Source organism: Amycolatopsis sp. NPDC104863 (assembly GCF_055582965.1).
Genome location: NZ_JBVJOW010000002.1, coordinates 876794 through 892668, shown reverse-complemented (window position 1 = coordinate 892668; position 15875 = coordinate 876794). Strand labels below are relative to the sequence as shown.

Here is a 15875-nt window from a genome sequence, read left to right as displayed (position 1 = left end):
GTCCTATTCGCCGGTCGCGCCGTCGATCCGTTCCCGGACCAGGTCGGCTTGGCCGATGTGCCGCGCGTACTCGCCGATCATGCGCAGCATCAGCCAGCGCAGGGTGAACGGTTCGCCGGTGCTGATGCGCGTGCCGGTCTGGTCGAACTCGCTCGCTGCGACGATCTCCCGGGATCGCTCACATTCGCTGTGCCACAAGGAAAAGGCTTCGCCGACGTCGCCGTCCAGCGCCGTGAAGTCCTGTTCCGGGTCGTCGTCGGAGTAGTAGAGGTTCGGGAGGTCCTCACCGGCGAACTGGATGCGGAACCACCAGCGTTCGACGCCGGTGAGGTGCCGCAGCAGCCCGTGCAGGGTCAGCGTCGAGGGTGGTACCGAGCGTTCGGACAGCCTGCCCGGGTCCAGGCCGGCGCATTTCAGCTCGAAAGTGCGCCGGTAGTAGTCGAGGCTCTCGGTCAGGGCCTGCCGCTCGCCCGCTACGGGTGTCGGGTCGATCCGGTCGCCGGTCAAGCGGGCCGGGGCGAGTACCGGCGGGGTGTGTTCGGTCATGAGCGGAGCGTGCCACAGGGGTCCGACAGTTTTGGATCACCGCAGGTCAGGATAGTTGTTCGCGGAGGAGAGCGACCCGGCGCCGGACCGCGTCGACCGTCTCCTCGATCGTCTGGCCTGAAGTGTCGATGACGTCCCGTTCGAGCTCGCCGAGGGCGGCGAAGGCGCCGTGCATCCCTTTGATGGGCTCGACCTCGGTGAGCTCCCGGCCTTCACGGGCTGTCCCGCGGGCGAGGGTGACCTCGAGACTGGGCCGCAGCACTACGTAGAAGAGGTCCAGACCGTCCCGCTTCGCGGCGTCGCGGAAGGGCTGCAGGGCCCACGGCCCAACGATGCCATCGAGCACGACGTCGTAACCCCCGCGGCCATAGCCGCACGCGGCTTCGGCGATCACCCCGAGCACAACCTCGTTCTGCCGCGCGGCCTCGGGCAGGTAAGGCGGCACGAACCCGGTCCGGATCCAGCGGTAGAAGCTGTCGGTGTGCAGGTGCACGGCCGCCCGCGGCGCATCTTCGGTGATCAGCCGCGCAACGGTGGACTTCCCGGCCCCGGGCGGCCCGGTGAGGATCAGCAGCGAACCAGACATGCAGGCATCATGGGCGGCCACCCCGGCAAGATCCAGTCTTGACCTTCGCCGACGCCTCAGCCGGACCCGGTGTGCGGGTGGGTGACCCGGCCCTGGCTAAACTGAAGCCGCGGGCCGTTAGCTCAATTGGTAGAGCTGCGGACTTTTAATCCGTAGGTTCTGGGTTCGAGCCCCAGGCGGCCCACTCAAACTCCCTGGTCAGCGGCCTACCGGTCGCCACCGGTCAAGATCGGCTCCCCGGGTTATCCCCGGGTTTGGGTCGGACGGATTATCCGAGAGCGACCAAGCCAGCCGCCGGGAGCCGCTGAGCACGCCGTTGACCCCGTGGGTAACTGACGGAGCATACGACTGGCACTCAGACCCGGCAGGCGCACGCCGGAAGGTGGGGTCGAGCGACCGCTCACGGGCAAGGTTGTCACCTCGAAGGAGAGGCGCCATCACCGGGCAGGCAGCCGTTGGGGTGGTCTAGACGGGCACTGCCGAGCTCATCAGTGGGTCCAACCGGTGCGCCCCCTAGAGCAGAGCCGAGGTCCTCGGCAAGCTCGATTAGACTGCGCAGAATCGACGAGACGGACGAAGAGACTAGAATTTTGTGCGAAGTAGCAAGAGAAGTGCCTTCAATTACCCTTGTGTGCCGCGCTGTTTCGAGCAACGCTGACTCTCTTTCGAAACTCCTGAGGGCTCGCCTTGAGAAACCCTTCTAGGGTGTATGGTATGATGACCGGCTTGTGTTTTAATCCTACTACCGTTCCCCTGAATCTGCGAATTGCCGGTTCCAAAGACTGCATATCAATGCCGTCGATGATCGCAACGATGACCGGGGTGATCTCGAAGTCGGGATACCAATTCAGCATTGCTTCCGAAACGGCCGCAAGTTGAAGCGCAGTTCGGGTTAGTGACTCTGTGGGCACCCTTGAGCGGTAGAGTTTCAGGTCGAATACGTACACTCTCTTCTTTACCGCGTCAGCCACAAGCGCATCTGCCTCCAGGCGAAGGCCGAATTCAGGATGCGTTGCAGTGAAGCTGGATCGTACGGAATGGAAGATGCCGTAAGAACTTTCAAGCTTCGAGACAAGGTCTCTTTCAAGGCCTAAGACCTGGGTGGCGAGCTCGGATATCCGTGGGGAAGGGGCTTTGGATATTGATTCGGATGGCGATTCATTTGGCTCTGCGTGCGAAGGAGACGCATTCGAAGGTTCTAAATCATCACTCGGTCGCTCGTCGACTGAGGTTTGAGGCTGATTATCGACGTCTTGTGTCGTGTTCAGGATTTCGACTGCCTCGCCAAGCGCTTTTTGTTCTTTCTCTTGCTCGGTCATCTGTCGAACTTCGGCCTGTGTTTTGCTGAGCTCGGCGCGGTCCTTCTCGTCAAGAGTATCTTGGCGCTTCTTCCAGCCGGCAAGGCCGATGATCACCAGAGTGATTCCAACCGCAATCAGAAATATCATTAGCCATGGTGCGAGCTGTGTAAGCAGAAGAATTATTTGCTGCTTTTTATTGATAGCTTCTCGTGCTGTACCAGTGATCTGATTAATCTTAGTTTGATCGATAAGAAGGTCATTTTGTGTCTGCAAAAACAGGCCGCCGATGCCCAGGGAGGCTACAGTTACAGCCACGCCAAGGGTTGTCAGGTATTTGAAGAAATGACCCTGGTCCGTAGATGGCAGCATCGCTTGGTCGCTCCGCCTCCTCATCTGACGATCCAGAGCTTGAAGTCTGTCGAAATGCTACACGAGCAGTCCGACTTTGGACGCTGAGATCAGAAGGACGGGCTCGGGAGGCTCTGCTTGTCGACGTGACTCAGGGCGGTGACCTGGTTTAGCGTGACTTGGATGGCAAGATCATCCTGTTGGTTTATTGCCGTAGTCGGAGTCCGGCGGTTTATCCAAGAGCCCTTCGAGGGCCTTCGCCGTGATCGGGTCGACCGTCTTCCGCCCCAGGTAGGTGTCCTGCGTCATCGACACCCGCGAGTGGCCGAGGTGATCAGCGATCAGCCGCGTCGGGACGCCCGCGTCGTCCAAGGCGGTCGCCGTGGTCTTGCGGAAGTTGTGGGACGTGAGCCACAGGAAGTCGTCGGATCCCCGGATTTCGCGGAGCACCCGCAGAACGTTGTTCGGGTCCCGCAGGGTGCCGGTCGTGCTGGCGAAGATCGGGCTCGCGAGTGGCCGGCCATCCGCCTTCGCCTCGGCCCACCGCCGCTCCAGCAGCGCCAGCGCCCAGGAGGGCAGGGGGAGAGCGCGCATGCTCGACTCCGTCTTCGGTCGAGGCTTGCGGAGCAGGCCCTCACCCTTGACCCGGACGACCGTGTGCGTGATGTCCACCGTGCCCGCCACGAAGTCGACGTCTTCCCAGAACGTCGCCAGCGCCTCGCCGACGCGAACGCCCGCCGCCATCATGAAGCGCGAGAGGTCCGGCAGGTCCCAGCGGCGCGCCTTCTCGTTGGCCTCGACCCTCGCCAGCCACTTCGTACGCTCTTCCGCGTCGAGGGCCCGGGGCTTCTTCTTGCTCTTCGGGATACGGCGGGTGTCCCGCGTCGGGTTGCTGTCGATCGCGTCGTACCGCGCGGCCAGGCCGAGCATCCCCGAGAGCGCCGTCCTCGCGGTCTTGGCCGTCGACGCCCCGACGGTCCGTTGAAGCGCGCCGAGGAACCGGTCGAGCCGCATCACGGTCGCCTCGCGCACCCGCAGCTCACCCATCCCCGGGACGATGTGCCGCTTGAGGATCGACTCATAGGTGTTGATGGTCGTCGGCGACTTGATGCCCTCCCGGACGTCCTGCTGCACCTGTTCGATCCATACAGCGGCCAGATCCTTGAGCCGGGTCTCCCGGGTGATCTCGCCAGTCGTCGAGCCCGACCAATCGAGGAACGCGTCCCGAAGTCGTTGCGCCGCTTTGCCTTTCGTCTTCCCCGAGCGCTCGACCTCCCGCGTCTGACCGTCGAAGTCGCGGAACAGCGCGCGAGCCCGCCAGCCCTTCGCAGTTGCCGAGTAGCGGACCTCTCCGTACGTCCCGATCTCCAGCTGAGGGCGAGGCATCACGCCACCTCATCCGACAGCTGGTCCACCCACGAACGGACGTCCTCCTGCCGGTACCGGACGTATTTGCCGATCCGACGGCCGGCCGGACCGTAGCCCTTGGTCCGCCACTGATACAGCGTCGACACCGGGACGCCGAGGTAGTTCGAGACGTCCTCGACCGTCCACAGCCGACTGAACCCCGCGTAGTTGTTCATGCCTCCCCCTTCCAGATCAAGCCGCGAGCTGAGTTGCCGAAGTTTCCGGACCGTCCCCCGGTGGTCCGGAAGCAGCGAGTAGCGCGCGGTCGTACTCGGCCTTCCACGTGATCCGCTCCGCGATCGCCCGCATGACCAGGTGCGGCCGGGGCGGGACCTGCGGGTCTCCGGGCTCGACCTTGCGCCAGACCAGCCGGGCCGGGTCCGGTTGCGGCTTCTCGATCCCGATCGCCGCCAACGCCTGCGTGACGAACGCCTTACGGTCGGCCTCATGGTCGTCGAGGGTCTTGCCCGACCACTTCCGCGACACGAGCACCCGCCGCCCCGGCAGCCCGAGCGTCGTCCGCCGGTGCGCCCGCCCCTTGCAGTGCCCCGGGGTGGTCTTGCTGCCCGCGCCCTTCGGTTGCACCCCGTAGAGCAGCCAGACTGCGCAGCGCGGCGAGCACGGGGTGACCGCCAGTTCGGCGTGGAGCCGGTCGTGGTGATCCCGCAGCCGAGCCGTGTCCGCCTCGACCACCTCACCGGTGGACTTGGTGAGGTACTTGGTCAGGTAGCCGATGTGACGGCCGGCCTCTTCGGTGCCGCCGAGGATGCCCTTCGAGTGCACCTGCCGCCCGAACACGACGACGTGCGCCGGGTCCTCGACCTCTTTCACGGCGTCATCCCAGCTGGTCAGTGGTTCCCGGGTGTCGGGGTCGAGGAACATCCGGGTGTCGCCGTCCCAGACCGGCAGCCGATCCGTGTAGACGAGCTGGTCGTGGTTGGGCCACCAGACCTGGTGATATGTCGCTTCGGTGACCTGGCGGATGACGTCGTGCGGGATCGCCCCGCGGATCGCGGCGTGCAGGTGCGGAGCGGTCCGCTTCTGCGGCTCGACGGTGGCGAAGTACTGGGCGTCCCAGCCGACCACGCGGCGCAGGTTCTGCCACCACCGGTCCACCAGCGCCGAGAAATGCACCGCGTCCCGGGCGGCCCGACGGTAGTCATATCGACTTGGGTCAACCGGCGCGCCATCACGAACCGGGCCGTACGAGTCACAGGTCAGCGTCACGAACATCGACGGCCGGAACTTCCCCGCGTACTCCCGTCCCACGGTGGTCTTGGCGACCTTCTGCCGGGGCAGGTTCGGCGCGTCCTGCCGACGACGCGTCGACCGTTTCACCGCCCGCATGGTCGGGACGTCGAGGGCGGGCAGCCGGCCCCGCATGCCGAGTTGCCGAAGTTCCGCGTCGACCCCGGCGACCTCCTCCCGCAGTTCCTCGGCCTCTGTTTGGTCGTGCTCGACCACCTCCCGGTAGGCCGCGACGAGATCGGCGCGGTAGGTCAGCAGTTCCTTGTGGTCCTCCGAGGGTGGCTCGGTGGCGAGGACGGGTTCTTCGGTCATGTGCCAGCCCTCGCGGCATTGAGCCTGTCGAAGCGCCTTTGCCTTCCGCGCACAGGGCAGGCAGACCGATTCCACTGTGGAGCCGCAGGGCACGGGGACGTAGCGGAGTTCTCCGGTCTCGGTATCGCCGACCTCCATGGTGAAGGGCCGGACGCAGACGCCGTGCTTCTCTGCCGTCGCCCGGATCACGTCAGCAGCAAGAGGCGTGCGCATCCGTTCGGCCCGCGTCCCGGCCGGTGAGATCTGTTCGGGTGTCATCAGGCAGCCACCTCCCCGGGGCGGGACCATTGCCGAAGCTGGAACACGGGTAGGTCTTGCCGTTGCCCGGCAGGCAGGTCCGGGAACACCGCCGGGTCGTAGGCAACGCCGCTGTAGACGTGCACCGGGATGCCGCACGGCGTTCGGCCGTTGACCGACAGGTGCACCGAGTCGCCGTCCGAGGTGCGCCAGAGCGAAGCCGACACGTAATCGAGGGTGTTAGCCCAGGTCAGCAAAGCCCCCGCGACGTCAGGCAGCCGGTGGGCGTCGAGCTGGACCGTCAACGGGTCCGACCAGGTCCGCACGGTCACCGTCGCCACCGGCGGGAGCTGGTGCAGGTCGAGGTGGTCCCGGATCGTGTCGAGGAAGATCATCAGCCGGTTCACGCCGCCACCCCCTCGCCACCCAGCACCGGACGAGTGGCCCCACCGTTGGTGACGTACTGCTCCAGCGCCTTCACCGTCTGGTCCGACACCCACCCGGCCCGGATACGCAGCGGTTCACGGATGCCCTCGCCCCACACGAACCCGACCCCGGCCTCGCTGTCTCCGATGCGGTTGGCCCACGCACCTCGTTCGTATGCGCCGTCGCCGAGGACCATGCCGACGTGCGTCTTCGACGTGACGCGCAGGCAGACGCGGCGGGTGAATAGCTCCCGGACCGGGACGGTGTCCTTGGTCGGCTCCTGCACGTACCCGCGCACGGAGATGTTGAGCGCGCGCCCTTGTGTGTTGAGCAGTGCCACGCGTTCGACGATCTGTTCGCGGGTCTTGCGGTCGGTGTACTTGGTCAGAGCGCCGATCTCGTCGAACTCCAGCAGCTCAAGCGGGTACTCGGTCGAGAGCAGGATGGTGCGGACGCGGCCGGCGAACTGACGCTTACGGGTTTCCATCTCCTCGACCAGGCCGTCGAGCACCTCGAGCGCGTCTTTCCCCGACACCGCGTACCGGGCGAAGATCCCGCGACCGTAGGCGAGCTCCATCCCCTTGGGGTCGATCCCCGACATGCGCACCAGACCCGACCGGATCGCCGGTGCTGCCGCGACGAGCGGGCACCACATCACGCTGTTCTTGCCCGCGCCAGAGGCACCAGCGGTCAGGCAGTGCGCGCCGGAGCCGAGCAGCGGCACCCGCCAGTCGTGCCCGTACTCGGTCCGACCGGCCCACACCTTGCGGAGATCCACCGCGGATTGCCCCTCCGGCAGCGCGGGGGAGTGCACGAGCGCGGCCAGCTGGTCCCGGCGCTGGAAGTCGACCGACACCACGTTCGGCGCCAGTTCCCGCACCTGACAGCGGGCGACCTTCCGTGCCGAGGCCAGAGCACGGGCCGTGTCGTCGAAGTCCTCCGGCTTTTGGCCCGGGACGAGCTGCACCCGAACCTCATCCCACGACGGGCCGGAGCGAACGCCGAGAACCTTGGGGACCTGCACGCCGGACTGTCGAGCCGTCGCCCGAGACGCCTTCCGACGACCCACCAGATTCACGGTCACCTCAACCGGCAGCGCCGCGTCCCGGACGCTCAGGCCGCAGGCGTGCAGCCATCCCGGCAGCTTGAGGTGATAGACCGCCCAGCGCAGCCACCACGACCGCAAAGGCCGACCGCACCACTGATCGAACGAGGTCACGTCCAGCAGCCGCCACACCCCGAGGATCAGCGCCAGGCCGACGAGGTTGACCACCAGCCAGGCCCAGCCGACCCAGACGCACCACAGGTAGACCGCGATCACGGTCAGGCTGGTGCGCCAGTGGATCACGACCTGCGAGAACAGCCAAAACACGACCTTGCACGCCCACCACAGGGCCACGAACACGACAACCATGGCGGTCAGCAGCTCAGCCATGGACGCCAGCGCGCGTCCGATCTTGGCCAGGACCCACACGAAGAGGCCGAGGCCGGCCAGGGCGATCACGAGCATTCCGGGAGAGGTCATCGCCGACCACCACCCAGCACCGCCGAGAGATCCAGCGGCAACGCACCCAAGCAGGGGGCGCACTTCGTTTCGCCGGGCAGCAGCCGAGCGAACCGCTTGCATTCCGAGCACCGCGAGCGGGTGACCCCCACTGGCGATGGTTGCTTGTCATCGTCTAGCGTCTGCATTGTTCACACCTCGCGGTTGTGGACAGCGCAGGAGCGGCATGGTTGGTAGCCGAGTTTCCGCTTCTGCGCCTTGCCTTTTGGTCGCCGCATTTGGGCGTGCGGCATCGCCGCGCGACCCCAGCGCACGTTCTGTCTAATGTGGACTGTTCTAGTTGGACTTGTGCTGTTCTCGGTACCGTCGCTCGCGGTCGGCTATCGCCCGATCGATATGGGCGACGCAGTTGCGGCAGACGTAGTAGCCGTCCAGCTGGAGGAACGACCCGTACCCGCACATGCGGCAGACGAGCCACTTGAGCCGAACGCGGCGCAGGCGCTTGGTCCGGTACGGGTGATCGCGTCGCCAGCGGGTGAGCCGTAGCCTGGCACTCACCGCTTCACCTCCCTTGTGGAACGTGGACGGGAGGCACGGGGACGGTGGCAGGGCCAAACTTCCAACCGTCCCCGTGCCGGACTTAGGTGCCGGGGTCGCCCGGCTCGGTCTGCAGAACCTTGACCATTTCGTCAGCCGCGTCGCGGAGTTCGCGGAGGAACCTGACGAACTCCGGCCACGTCGCCGGGCCACCCGGTGTCGTGATCGCGATGCTGTCCTTGTCCAGGTACATCACGAGTGCCGGTTGATTGTGGTGGATTCCGACGACCTGCATTCCCGCGACCGCTTCCGGCCCAGGGGCCCACGTCGCGTTGAACGCCATGGCCTTGTCCTTCCTTGTTGTTCGAGCGCGCCTGCCACAGGAGCGCCTGTTCCTCGAACCCCTCGATCGCGGCGGTGACGGCCGCGAGCACCCACCAGGAGAGCTGGCCCTGACTCGCGAGGTCTCGCCAAGCAGCCGCGACGTCGATCGAAGCGGCAGCCAAAACCTGAGCGGTGCGGCCGTCGGCTTGGTCGCCTGCCCGTGTCGACAGGTCGCCATAGCGCCGGTAGGCCACCTCCCACGCCTCGACTAGGTGCCCGGGTGCCAGCGCGATGCTGCCATTCCTGGGCACCAGGGCTCCCATCACGCGGCCTTGGGCGTCGACTCGGTGTTCGTCCGCGCCGACTTCGTGCCGCCACCGGAAGCCGCGGACTTGAAGCCGGTCGCCCGGTACACGTACGACTGGTACTTGAACTCGCCCTGACCAGCGACTTTCGGTTCGGCGGTCAGGCCGTCCAACTCGACCGGACGCATCCCTGGCAGCGCTTCCGCCGTGGTCGGCACCGGCTGAACGTCGGCCAAGAGCGTGATCTCGAACGAGGCGCGCTTCGCCTTCGTCTCGTCCGGGTCCGTGACGGTGGCCTTCCACTGCCGCTTCCCGGTGACTTCGTCGACGCGCTGCCGGGTCGGCCGGCCAGCCGCCTTGTCCTCCCTGGACTGGTACTCGTTGTCCGGCGAGACGTCACCGACCAGCACCAACCCCTGCGGGAAGGCGTCGTCGAAGCCGATCTCGAACCGGTGTCCCCTGGTGATCGCCATCGTGTGTCCCTTTGCTCTTCGTGGTGCCCGCCGTCCGGGCCTGCGTTGGTCCGTTCGAACCAACCTCGTATACGAAGATAAACCTCGTATGTGAAGCTGTCAACATACGAGGTTCATGAGACGATGACCGCCGACGACCAGGAGGAGACATGTCAGAGCTGCTGTTCGGCGACCACCCGGAGTTTCCGGACAACGACGAGCCCCGCTACAAGCAGATCGCCAAGGAGTACAGGGCCCGCATCATCAGCGGCGAGCTGCAGGACGGCGAGAAGCTGCCGAGCGAGGCTCAGCTCTGCGAGATCCATGACGTCTCACCGATCACCGCGCGCGCCGCGATGCGCCTGCTGCGGGAGTGGGGCTTCGCGAACGGCATCCGGGGCAAGGGCGTGTTCGTCCGCCGCCTGGACAAGCTGACCCGGATCGCGCCGCTGCGCTACTTCCGAGGTCAGGAGGCCCGCACGTACGTGCGCGAGGCCGAGGCTGCGAACGTCGAGATGCAGGTCGAGCACAAGACGACCAAGACGACGGCGCCGGCCAACATCGCCGAGCGGCTGGGCATCAACGAGGGTGACCCAGTGACCTGCACTCGCTACTTCATCCGGATGGGGAACCCGCCGCAGCCGGTCACAAGCAGCCTGGCTTGGGAGCCCTTGGCCATCACCGGTGGGACGGACATCGAGCTGCCGCATAAGGGGCCGCATGCAGACAGGGGCATCGTCGACCGGTTCTCAGCCATCGGGCACGAAGTCAACCAAGTCGAAGAACGCCTCGACATTCGCACGCCGACCGCCGAAGAGGCCAAGCTTCTTGATATTCCGGCGAATCGGCCGGTCGTGCAGATTACGCAGACGTTCCGTGTGGCCGATCGATTCGGTGCGGAGGATGATCTTGCTGTCGAGACTGCTGACATCCTTTTTCCAGCGGATCGCTACGAACTCCGGTATGTAATGGAAATTCGCTAAGCGCTCGCCGCAGCCGCTGAGTTTGGTCCTTGCAGTTGCGCCGGGTTAGGCTTATAGCGCTCGAAAAGTGTCGCGCCCGCAGGCAAGCCGACTCTCATCATGAATCGCGCATAGCCTTGGCTTAGGTATTCTTTGTAGGGAGAATTAAGACGGAGTCGGTCGTGATCGGACGCGGCAAAATTGAGAACGTCCGACTTCTGTAAAACGTGAAGATCCCTGAAGCTTGCGATAGACCACGGAAACTCCGGCCTTTCGGGGTGTTCATGCAGCAGAAACAAGCCAGTTATTAGTCCTTCAATGAGCTTCTTTCGCCACTTGTCGCCCCGGACGTCGGAATTCATCTCCGCCAGGTGGTCATATGTGTTCAGTTCTGCGACGAGGATGGACTGTTGTGAAATCTTCGGAATATCGCACGACTGGGTGAGAACGATAATGTCAGTTTTGAGTACTTTTACCTTGACTGTAGTCTCGTTGGCTTCAGGTCTGAGCACTTCTTCCACTCGTGCAAGTTGGTAGTCGCGAAGGATATCCCCTTGCTCAAGCTGGTCAACTGGATCAAGATTGCGACCATTAACGACGCTGTACCAGAGCTTCGCGGCTTCCATCAGACCTCCCAGTCCTGGTCTGACGGCTCGATTGAGATGGTGGATCTCTCGTTGCCGTACGATACTTCTGCGTGGGCTTCTTTCCAATCTGATGCGTTGCGAAAGACGAGGTCTGCAACTTCTTCGTATTCGTCTTCGTATGAATCGTTATGCACGTACACAAGGACGGTTCCGGAGAAGCGCTCGCCGGCCTCGGTCTCATTGAATAAGATCGAGCTGCTCGTTGAGGGCTTATATAGTGCGTCAGCGATCGATAGGGCGTGCGATACGCGCTGCGGTTCGACTGGGCGAACTGGGACCACTGCTATTGCCGGTGACGCGCCGACAATTGCGGGAACGGCTCCTGCAATTGACAAAGCGTAGGGTGCGATTTTTACGACACCAAGTCGCGAAAGCTTTGTCATTTGAATAGCCTCCGAGTCAATGGCGTGATCAGAGTCTCGAACTCGGTGTTCTCAACCATCTTGAGTTCGTTTGCTACCAGGAGCGCGTCTGAAAGTGTCCAGCCAGGGCGATTCTCGCGATAGACTTCAAGATCCAAAAGGAAGCTGGCCCCGGACTCTTTCTCGTCATCATCCTTGACGGAGCCGAATGTTGTGATTGCAGTTGCGTCCCTGCTGAGCAGCGCTGACTCCGTTCGGATAATAAATGCCGATATTGCCGACTTCTCCGACTGAAATGAGTTGAGAGGAATGTTGAAGTAGTCCTGTAGGTCAATCTCTTGATCGCGTAGCGGTATGACAATACGATTAACGTAGCGTATCGCGACTCGCCTAACTGGTTGCACTAGATCCGAGTTGCTCAAAGCATCACAGATATCTGTCGCCCTGGCAGATAGTGATTCCCAGCCTTCATAATAATTCAAAGAATTAACGCTAAAAGATTTTGAATCCAGAAGCAAGAGGCGATTGCCGGTCGAATCTTTGAATACTGCGCGAACCGGTCCTCGGTTTAAGGTAAATCCGGCGGTCTCGTCCTCTTTTGAGACGACGCCAACGGTGGCTTGAAGCTGTTCTTGCTGCTCGGGTGGTTCAGGGTATTGATCGCGGATCTGCTGGTATATCAAGCCGGGTGTCGCCATGTTCCAGTTCAAAGGTTCGGAGAACGTGAAATGGCATAACGCCTCTTGGATTGGAGGCTTGTCGTACACGCGCCGCATGCCATCCATCGGTGCCATCCGTTCTCCGCCAACTCGGCTAGTCTGCATATCGAGTGTCTCGCACAGTAGCCTGCTTCTCCAGTGCTCTCGACTGAGTGACGCATGCTGACGCTTCGTACTTACGGCGAAGTGCTGCCGAACTTGGCTCTATGGGATCAAGGGCGCGCCGCCGGGCGGCGCGCCGGTCACCTGGTGTAGCTGCTCCCGTTGGCGGCCACGCCCGTGCCCGGCACGGCCGGCTCCGCTCCGCTCTGCCGACCGGCCGGGCGGCGCGGCCGCCTTCGGTGCGGTTGCGCAGCGCCGCCCGCCGACGGCGCATCTGAGCCATCCAGTCAACGTCGAGCCCTCCCTCGCCGATGAGTCGTACAACCCGGGTCGCCGTCAGTTGCCACCGTGTTACGCCCGTTCGGAGGTAAGCACCATCCCGAAGCTTGATCGTGACAACGGCCGGTAGCGCCGCGTCAAGGCTGGGAAGCGTGCCTTGACCCGACGCCACCGGCCGCGTGCTGGCTTCGTATCGGGATGGCGGGGGAGCTGTGGGCGGTACAGTAGGTACGCGCGAGCTGGTAGCAAGAGCCGCGAAGAGAGCATGATCATCTCCCCGGTTTTCCCCCGGGAAACGATGCAGAACGACGAGAACCAGCGACCGACCATGATCGTTTGGCGCGGATGTTCATGCAGACTGGTATTGACAGATGACGAGAACTAGCCGCTGACCTGGGCTTATTCTCCGTAGGTTCTGGGTTCGAGCCCCAGGCGGCCCACCAAACGCCCAGGTCAACGGCATGCGTCCAGTTGAACCAAGATCATCCGGCCGGAATACGCCCGGTTTACTCACCCGGCTTCAAGGCTGATCCCAGGGCGTCCGCACCGCGACGGCTGACCCGTGCCGCGGCCCATGTACACGTCCTGAGTCATCGACGGGTGTGCGTGCCCGAGGATGTCTGCGATCTGGCGAGCGGTCAGGCCGGCCTCGTCGAGCAGGGTGGCGACCGTCTTGCGGAAGGTCCGGAAGGTCACCCATTCGTAGCCGGCACGAGCCACAAAGGGGCGCCACGCGCGGTTGCGCACGTTGGACGCTTCGCGGACCGTGCCCGTACTGCTGGGGAAGATCGGTCCGTCGAGATTCTTCGCGGTCGCCCGACGCTGAACCAGCATCGCAACGCACCAGTCCGGTAACGGGATATCGCGGTCCGCGTTCAGGGTCTTACCGCGGTTGAGGACCTTGCCGCGGCCCTTCGCACGGATGACGTTCCCGGCCATGGCCAGCAACTGGCGCTCCTCGTCGAAGTCCGGCCAGTGCGCCGCGAGCCCTTCGCCGGTCCGTTCGCCCGTGGCGAGGAACAAGCGTGCCAAGTCCGGCAGGTCGTCCGCAATCGCCACCTCGTCGGTATCCAGCTTGCCCAGGAGGTCGATGGCCTGGTCGGCGGTCAGTGCGCGTGGCTTCATCCTCTGGTGCTTGGCCTTCTTGCTCTCCAGACGACCGATCTCCCGTACGGGGTTCGCGTCCAGGGCGCCGTGGCGGACGGCGAACGTGGAGAGCCCGGACAGGATGGCGCGCACGGTCTTCGCTGAGCTGATGCTGGACTCGTCGCGGACGCGCCGGCACAGGCGGTCGAACGCCGGAACGCCCACCTTCGGGTTGTCGACCTCTCGCATCCGCAGTTCACCGACGGCCGGAACGACGATCGTCTCGAACCGGTTCCGGTAGGTGTCGATGGTGCCCCAGCTCTTGTAGTCCTTCTCGGCATCTTTTTCGAGTTCGAGAAGCCACTTCCGCCCGACCTCGGTCACCCGCGTCTCCGAGGTGATTTCCTGCCTCGCGTCCACAGGAGCCACCCAGTCGCGAATGGCTTCCTTCAACCGGATCTCCGCTTTCGTGGCGGTCGAGCTGAACCGGGCAACCTCGTAGGTCTTGCCGTCGAAGTCGCGGTAGAGGCACCGGGCGCGGAAGCTCCCCGCGGACTCCTCGGTCGTCCGGATCTTGCCGTGGGTGCCGATCGGCAGGGGCGGGCGGCCCATCAGGCTGTCCCTTGCGCTTCGATCCAGGCATCGACGTCCTCGGGGCGGTAGCGGACGTACTTGCCGATCCGGCGCCCGGCGGGGCCGTAGCCCTTGGTGCGCCACTTGTACAGGGTGTTGATCGGAACTCCGATGTGGTCGGACAGGTCCTCAATGGACATCAGGCGTGCGCTCATTGCTGTACCTCCGTGGTGAGTTTTTCCTTGCGTTGCAGTCGTTTTCCTTCGTATATGGCTTCGGCGATCTCGCGTTCTTCGTGGTGTCGGTAGCCGTTGCCGGTGTAGGACCAGTGGTTGACTACGAGCACCGCGTCCGGGTGGGTGCCGGCGGCTTCGAGCGTCGCGAGGTGCTGATGGGTGCGGCGGTCCCCGCGCAGCGTCGTGAAGGTGATCGAGTAGCGCTGGGACTTGGTCAGGAAGTGGCCGCGGAACCCGAGCATGTGCGCCCATTTCCGCAGGTAGCCAAGGCCCTCGTTGGCTCCGAGGTCCCACGCGGTCGTGATCATCCGCCGATGGTGCGGGTGGACGTCCAGGGCCGCGATGGCGAGTTCGGAGCGGACCGGCCGGTCGGGGACTTCGCTGGTGGACGTGCCCTTAGTGGCGTACTTGGCGATGTAGCCGGCGAGTGCCCGGTCGGAGATCTCGCCGTCCTCTTCGACCGCCGCGGCGTGGGCGGGGCGGATGGGGCGGACGTCGACCTGTTCGCCCCAGGTGAAGGCGTGCTCGGTGGTGGCGCCGTCGATGGTCAGGGTGCGGGTGACGCGGGTGTGCGTGGCGGCGGCCCGGACGGCGTGCTCGAGGAGCCGGTTGTCGGCCCACCCGGGTGCGGGGTCGTCGGCGCCGTCGGGGCCGTCCAGGCGGATGACCGCGTGGAAGTGGATGAGGCCGCGGCGCTGGTATTCGGCGACCTTGGCGTAGGACAGCCGAGCGAGGGCGGGGAAGTCCTGGCCGCGGTAGCCGGCGGCGGTGGCGATCTCGCGGCGCAGGCGGACGGTGAAAGCGTGCCACAGGTCCCCGGCGTGACCTTGCCAGAGCACCGCGCCGCGGTAGTCGTAGGTCTCGGGGTTCAGTGCGGTCCCGACGCGGGTGTCTGCCTCGTGGTGGTGCTCCCCGCACGCGCACGGGATGCGGCGCCCGCCGCGAGTGGTCCGGCGGGAGTGGACGGGGCCGAAGCTCGGAGCGGTGAGGGTGACGAACAGCCGCGGCTTGTCGGCAACGTCCTCGGGGATGGTCTTGCCGCCGGTCATGCCGGCGCGGATGAGGTGAAAGGCGTCGGCGGCGTAGCGGTCGGAGCAGGCGGGACAGACGGTCTCGCGGCGGTTGCCGCACGGGGCGTAGACCACACCGGCGGTGCGATCGAGGATCCGGCCGGTGGCGCGGTCGGTGATGGTGCGGTGTCCGGTGAGGTGGACGGGCTGGAGGCATCCGCCGGTGGCTTCGGCGCGGGCGCGGACGGCGCGGATGTCGGGTCGGGCGAGGTGGGTGGTGATGCGGGTAGCCAGTGAGGACCCGTCGTACTCGGTGATCATGCTGGCCTCTTTCGTGCGGGCACTGGGAGGCCGGGCATGCCACCG

Annotated in this window: 18 protein-coding genes and 1 tRNA gene; 2 read left to right on the top strand and 17 right to left on the bottom strand. The window is 64.7% G+C overall.

Features of this window, described 5'->3' with window-relative positions:
- Positions 1-3: 3 nt before the first annotated feature.
- Together ACZ63J_RS13915 and ACZ63J_RS13910 are read right to left on the bottom strand one after the other, a co-directional pair.
- Positions 4-546: a DinB family protein gene (locus ACZ63J_RS13915; protein ID WP_465400795.1), complete on the bottom strand. Its 543-nt coding sequence runs from the start codon at positions 544-546 to the stop codon at positions 4-6.
- Positions 547-592: 46 nt separating this feature from the next.
- Complete coding sequence (locus tag ACZ63J_RS13910) at positions 593-1132, bottom strand: AAA family ATPase (protein WP_465400794.1); 540 nt, start codon at positions 1130-1132, stop codon at positions 593-595.
- Between the two features lie 111 nt (positions 1133-1243).
- Here ACZ63J_RS13910 and ACZ63J_RS13905 point away from each other — a divergent pair.
- A tRNA-Lys gene (locus tag ACZ63J_RS13905) sits at positions 1244-1316 on the top strand.
- Between the two features lie 433 nt (positions 1317-1749).
- Here the strand turns inward: ACZ63J_RS13905 and ACZ63J_RS13900 are convergent.
- The 9 genes from ACZ63J_RS13900 to ACZ63J_RS13860 all read right to left on the bottom strand — a co-directional run bounded on the left by ACZ63J_RS13900 (position 1750) and on the right by ACZ63J_RS13860 (position 9554).
- Entirely contained in the window at positions 1750-2826 is a 1077-nt protein-coding gene (locus tag ACZ63J_RS13900; protein WP_465400793.1) for a hypothetical protein, read from the bottom strand.
- Positions 2827-2973: 147 nt separating this feature from the next.
- Positions 2974-4167, bottom strand: coding sequence for a site-specific integrase (locus ACZ63J_RS13895; protein WP_465400792.1), 1194 nt, complete (start codon positions 4165-4167; stop codon positions 2974-2976).
- Positions 4167-4364: a helix-turn-helix transcriptional regulator gene (locus ACZ63J_RS13890; protein WP_191312486.1), complete on the bottom strand. Its 198-nt coding sequence runs from the start codon at positions 4362-4364 to the stop codon at positions 4167-4169. The genes ACZ63J_RS13895 and ACZ63J_RS13890 overlap by 1 nt, the downstream gene beginning before the upstream one ends.
- Positions 4365-4380: 16 nt before the next feature.
- Positions 4381-6006: a replication initiator gene (locus ACZ63J_RS13885; protein WP_465400791.1), complete on the bottom strand. Its 1626-nt coding sequence runs from the start codon at positions 6004-6006 to the stop codon at positions 4381-4383.
- The gene (locus ACZ63J_RS13880) at positions 6006-6392 is read right to left on the bottom strand and encodes a hypothetical protein (RefSeq protein WP_465400790.1); all 387 of its coding nucleotides are present in this window, start codon (positions 6390-6392) and stop codon (positions 6006-6008) included. The genes ACZ63J_RS13885 and ACZ63J_RS13880 overlap by 1 nt, the downstream gene beginning before the upstream one ends.
- Entirely contained in the window at positions 6389-7936 is a 1548-nt protein-coding gene (locus ACZ63J_RS13875) for an FtsK/SpoIIIE domain-containing protein (RefSeq protein ID WP_465439472.1), read from the bottom strand. Before ACZ63J_RS13875 ends, ACZ63J_RS13880 begins: the two co-directional genes overlap by 4 nt.
- Positions 7937-8251: 315 nt before the next feature.
- Positions 8252-8473 (bottom strand): hypothetical protein, encoded by a 222-nt coding sequence (locus ACZ63J_RS13870; RefSeq protein WP_465400788.1) that lies wholly within the window; start codon positions 8471-8473, stop codon positions 8252-8254.
- Positions 8474-8555: 82 nt separating this feature from the next.
- Entirely contained in the window at positions 8556-8795 is a 240-nt protein-coding gene (locus ACZ63J_RS13865) for a hypothetical protein (RefSeq protein WP_465400787.1), read from the bottom strand.
- Between the two features lie 303 nt (positions 8796-9098).
- Positions 9099-9554 (bottom strand): hypothetical protein, encoded by a 456-nt coding sequence (locus ACZ63J_RS13860; RefSeq protein WP_465400786.1) that lies wholly within the window; start codon positions 9552-9554, stop codon positions 9099-9101.
- Positions 9555-9703: 149 nt separating this feature from the next.
- On the opposite strand from ACZ63J_RS13860, the gene ACZ63J_RS13855 reads away from it, so the two are divergent.
- Positions 9704-10516, top strand: coding sequence for a GntR family transcriptional regulator (locus ACZ63J_RS13855; protein WP_465400785.1), 813 nt, complete (start codon positions 9704-9706; stop codon positions 10514-10516).
- Here ACZ63J_RS13855 and ACZ63J_RS13850 read toward each other — a convergent pair.
- The 6 genes from ACZ63J_RS13850 to ACZ63J_RS13825 form a co-directional block, all read right to left on the bottom strand.
- Positions 10513-11121 (bottom strand): hypothetical protein, encoded by a 609-nt coding sequence (locus ACZ63J_RS13850; protein ID WP_465400784.1) that lies wholly within the window; start codon positions 11119-11121, stop codon positions 10513-10515. The two genes, ACZ63J_RS13855 and ACZ63J_RS13850, sit on opposite strands and share 4 nt — an antisense overlap.
- Entirely contained in the window at positions 11121-11525 is a 405-nt protein-coding gene (locus ACZ63J_RS13845; RefSeq protein WP_465400783.1) for a hypothetical protein, read from the bottom strand. Before ACZ63J_RS13845 ends, ACZ63J_RS13850 begins: the two co-directional genes overlap by 1 nt.
- Complete coding sequence (locus tag ACZ63J_RS13840; RefSeq protein WP_465400782.1) at positions 11522-12298, bottom strand: TIGR04255 family protein; 777 nt, start codon at positions 12296-12298, stop codon at positions 11522-11524. Before ACZ63J_RS13840 ends, ACZ63J_RS13845 begins: the two co-directional genes overlap by 4 nt.
- A gap of 816 nt (positions 12299-13114) precedes the next feature.
- Positions 13115-14302 carry a tyrosine-type recombinase/integrase gene (locus ACZ63J_RS13835; protein ID WP_465400781.1) on the bottom strand — a complete coding sequence of 396 codons (1188 nt, stop codon included), beginning with the start codon at positions 14300-14302 and terminating at the stop codon, positions 13115-13117.
- Complete coding sequence (locus ACZ63J_RS13830; protein ID WP_465400780.1) at positions 14302-14478, bottom strand: helix-turn-helix transcriptional regulator; 177 nt, start codon at positions 14476-14478, stop codon at positions 14302-14304. The genes ACZ63J_RS13835 and ACZ63J_RS13830 overlap by 1 nt, the downstream gene beginning before the upstream one ends.
- Positions 14475-15830 (bottom strand): replication initiator, encoded by a 1356-nt coding sequence (locus ACZ63J_RS13825; RefSeq protein ID WP_465400779.1) that lies wholly within the window; start codon positions 15828-15830, stop codon positions 14475-14477. Before ACZ63J_RS13825 ends, ACZ63J_RS13830 begins: the two co-directional genes overlap by 4 nt.
- Positions 15831-15875: the final 45 nt, after the last annotated feature.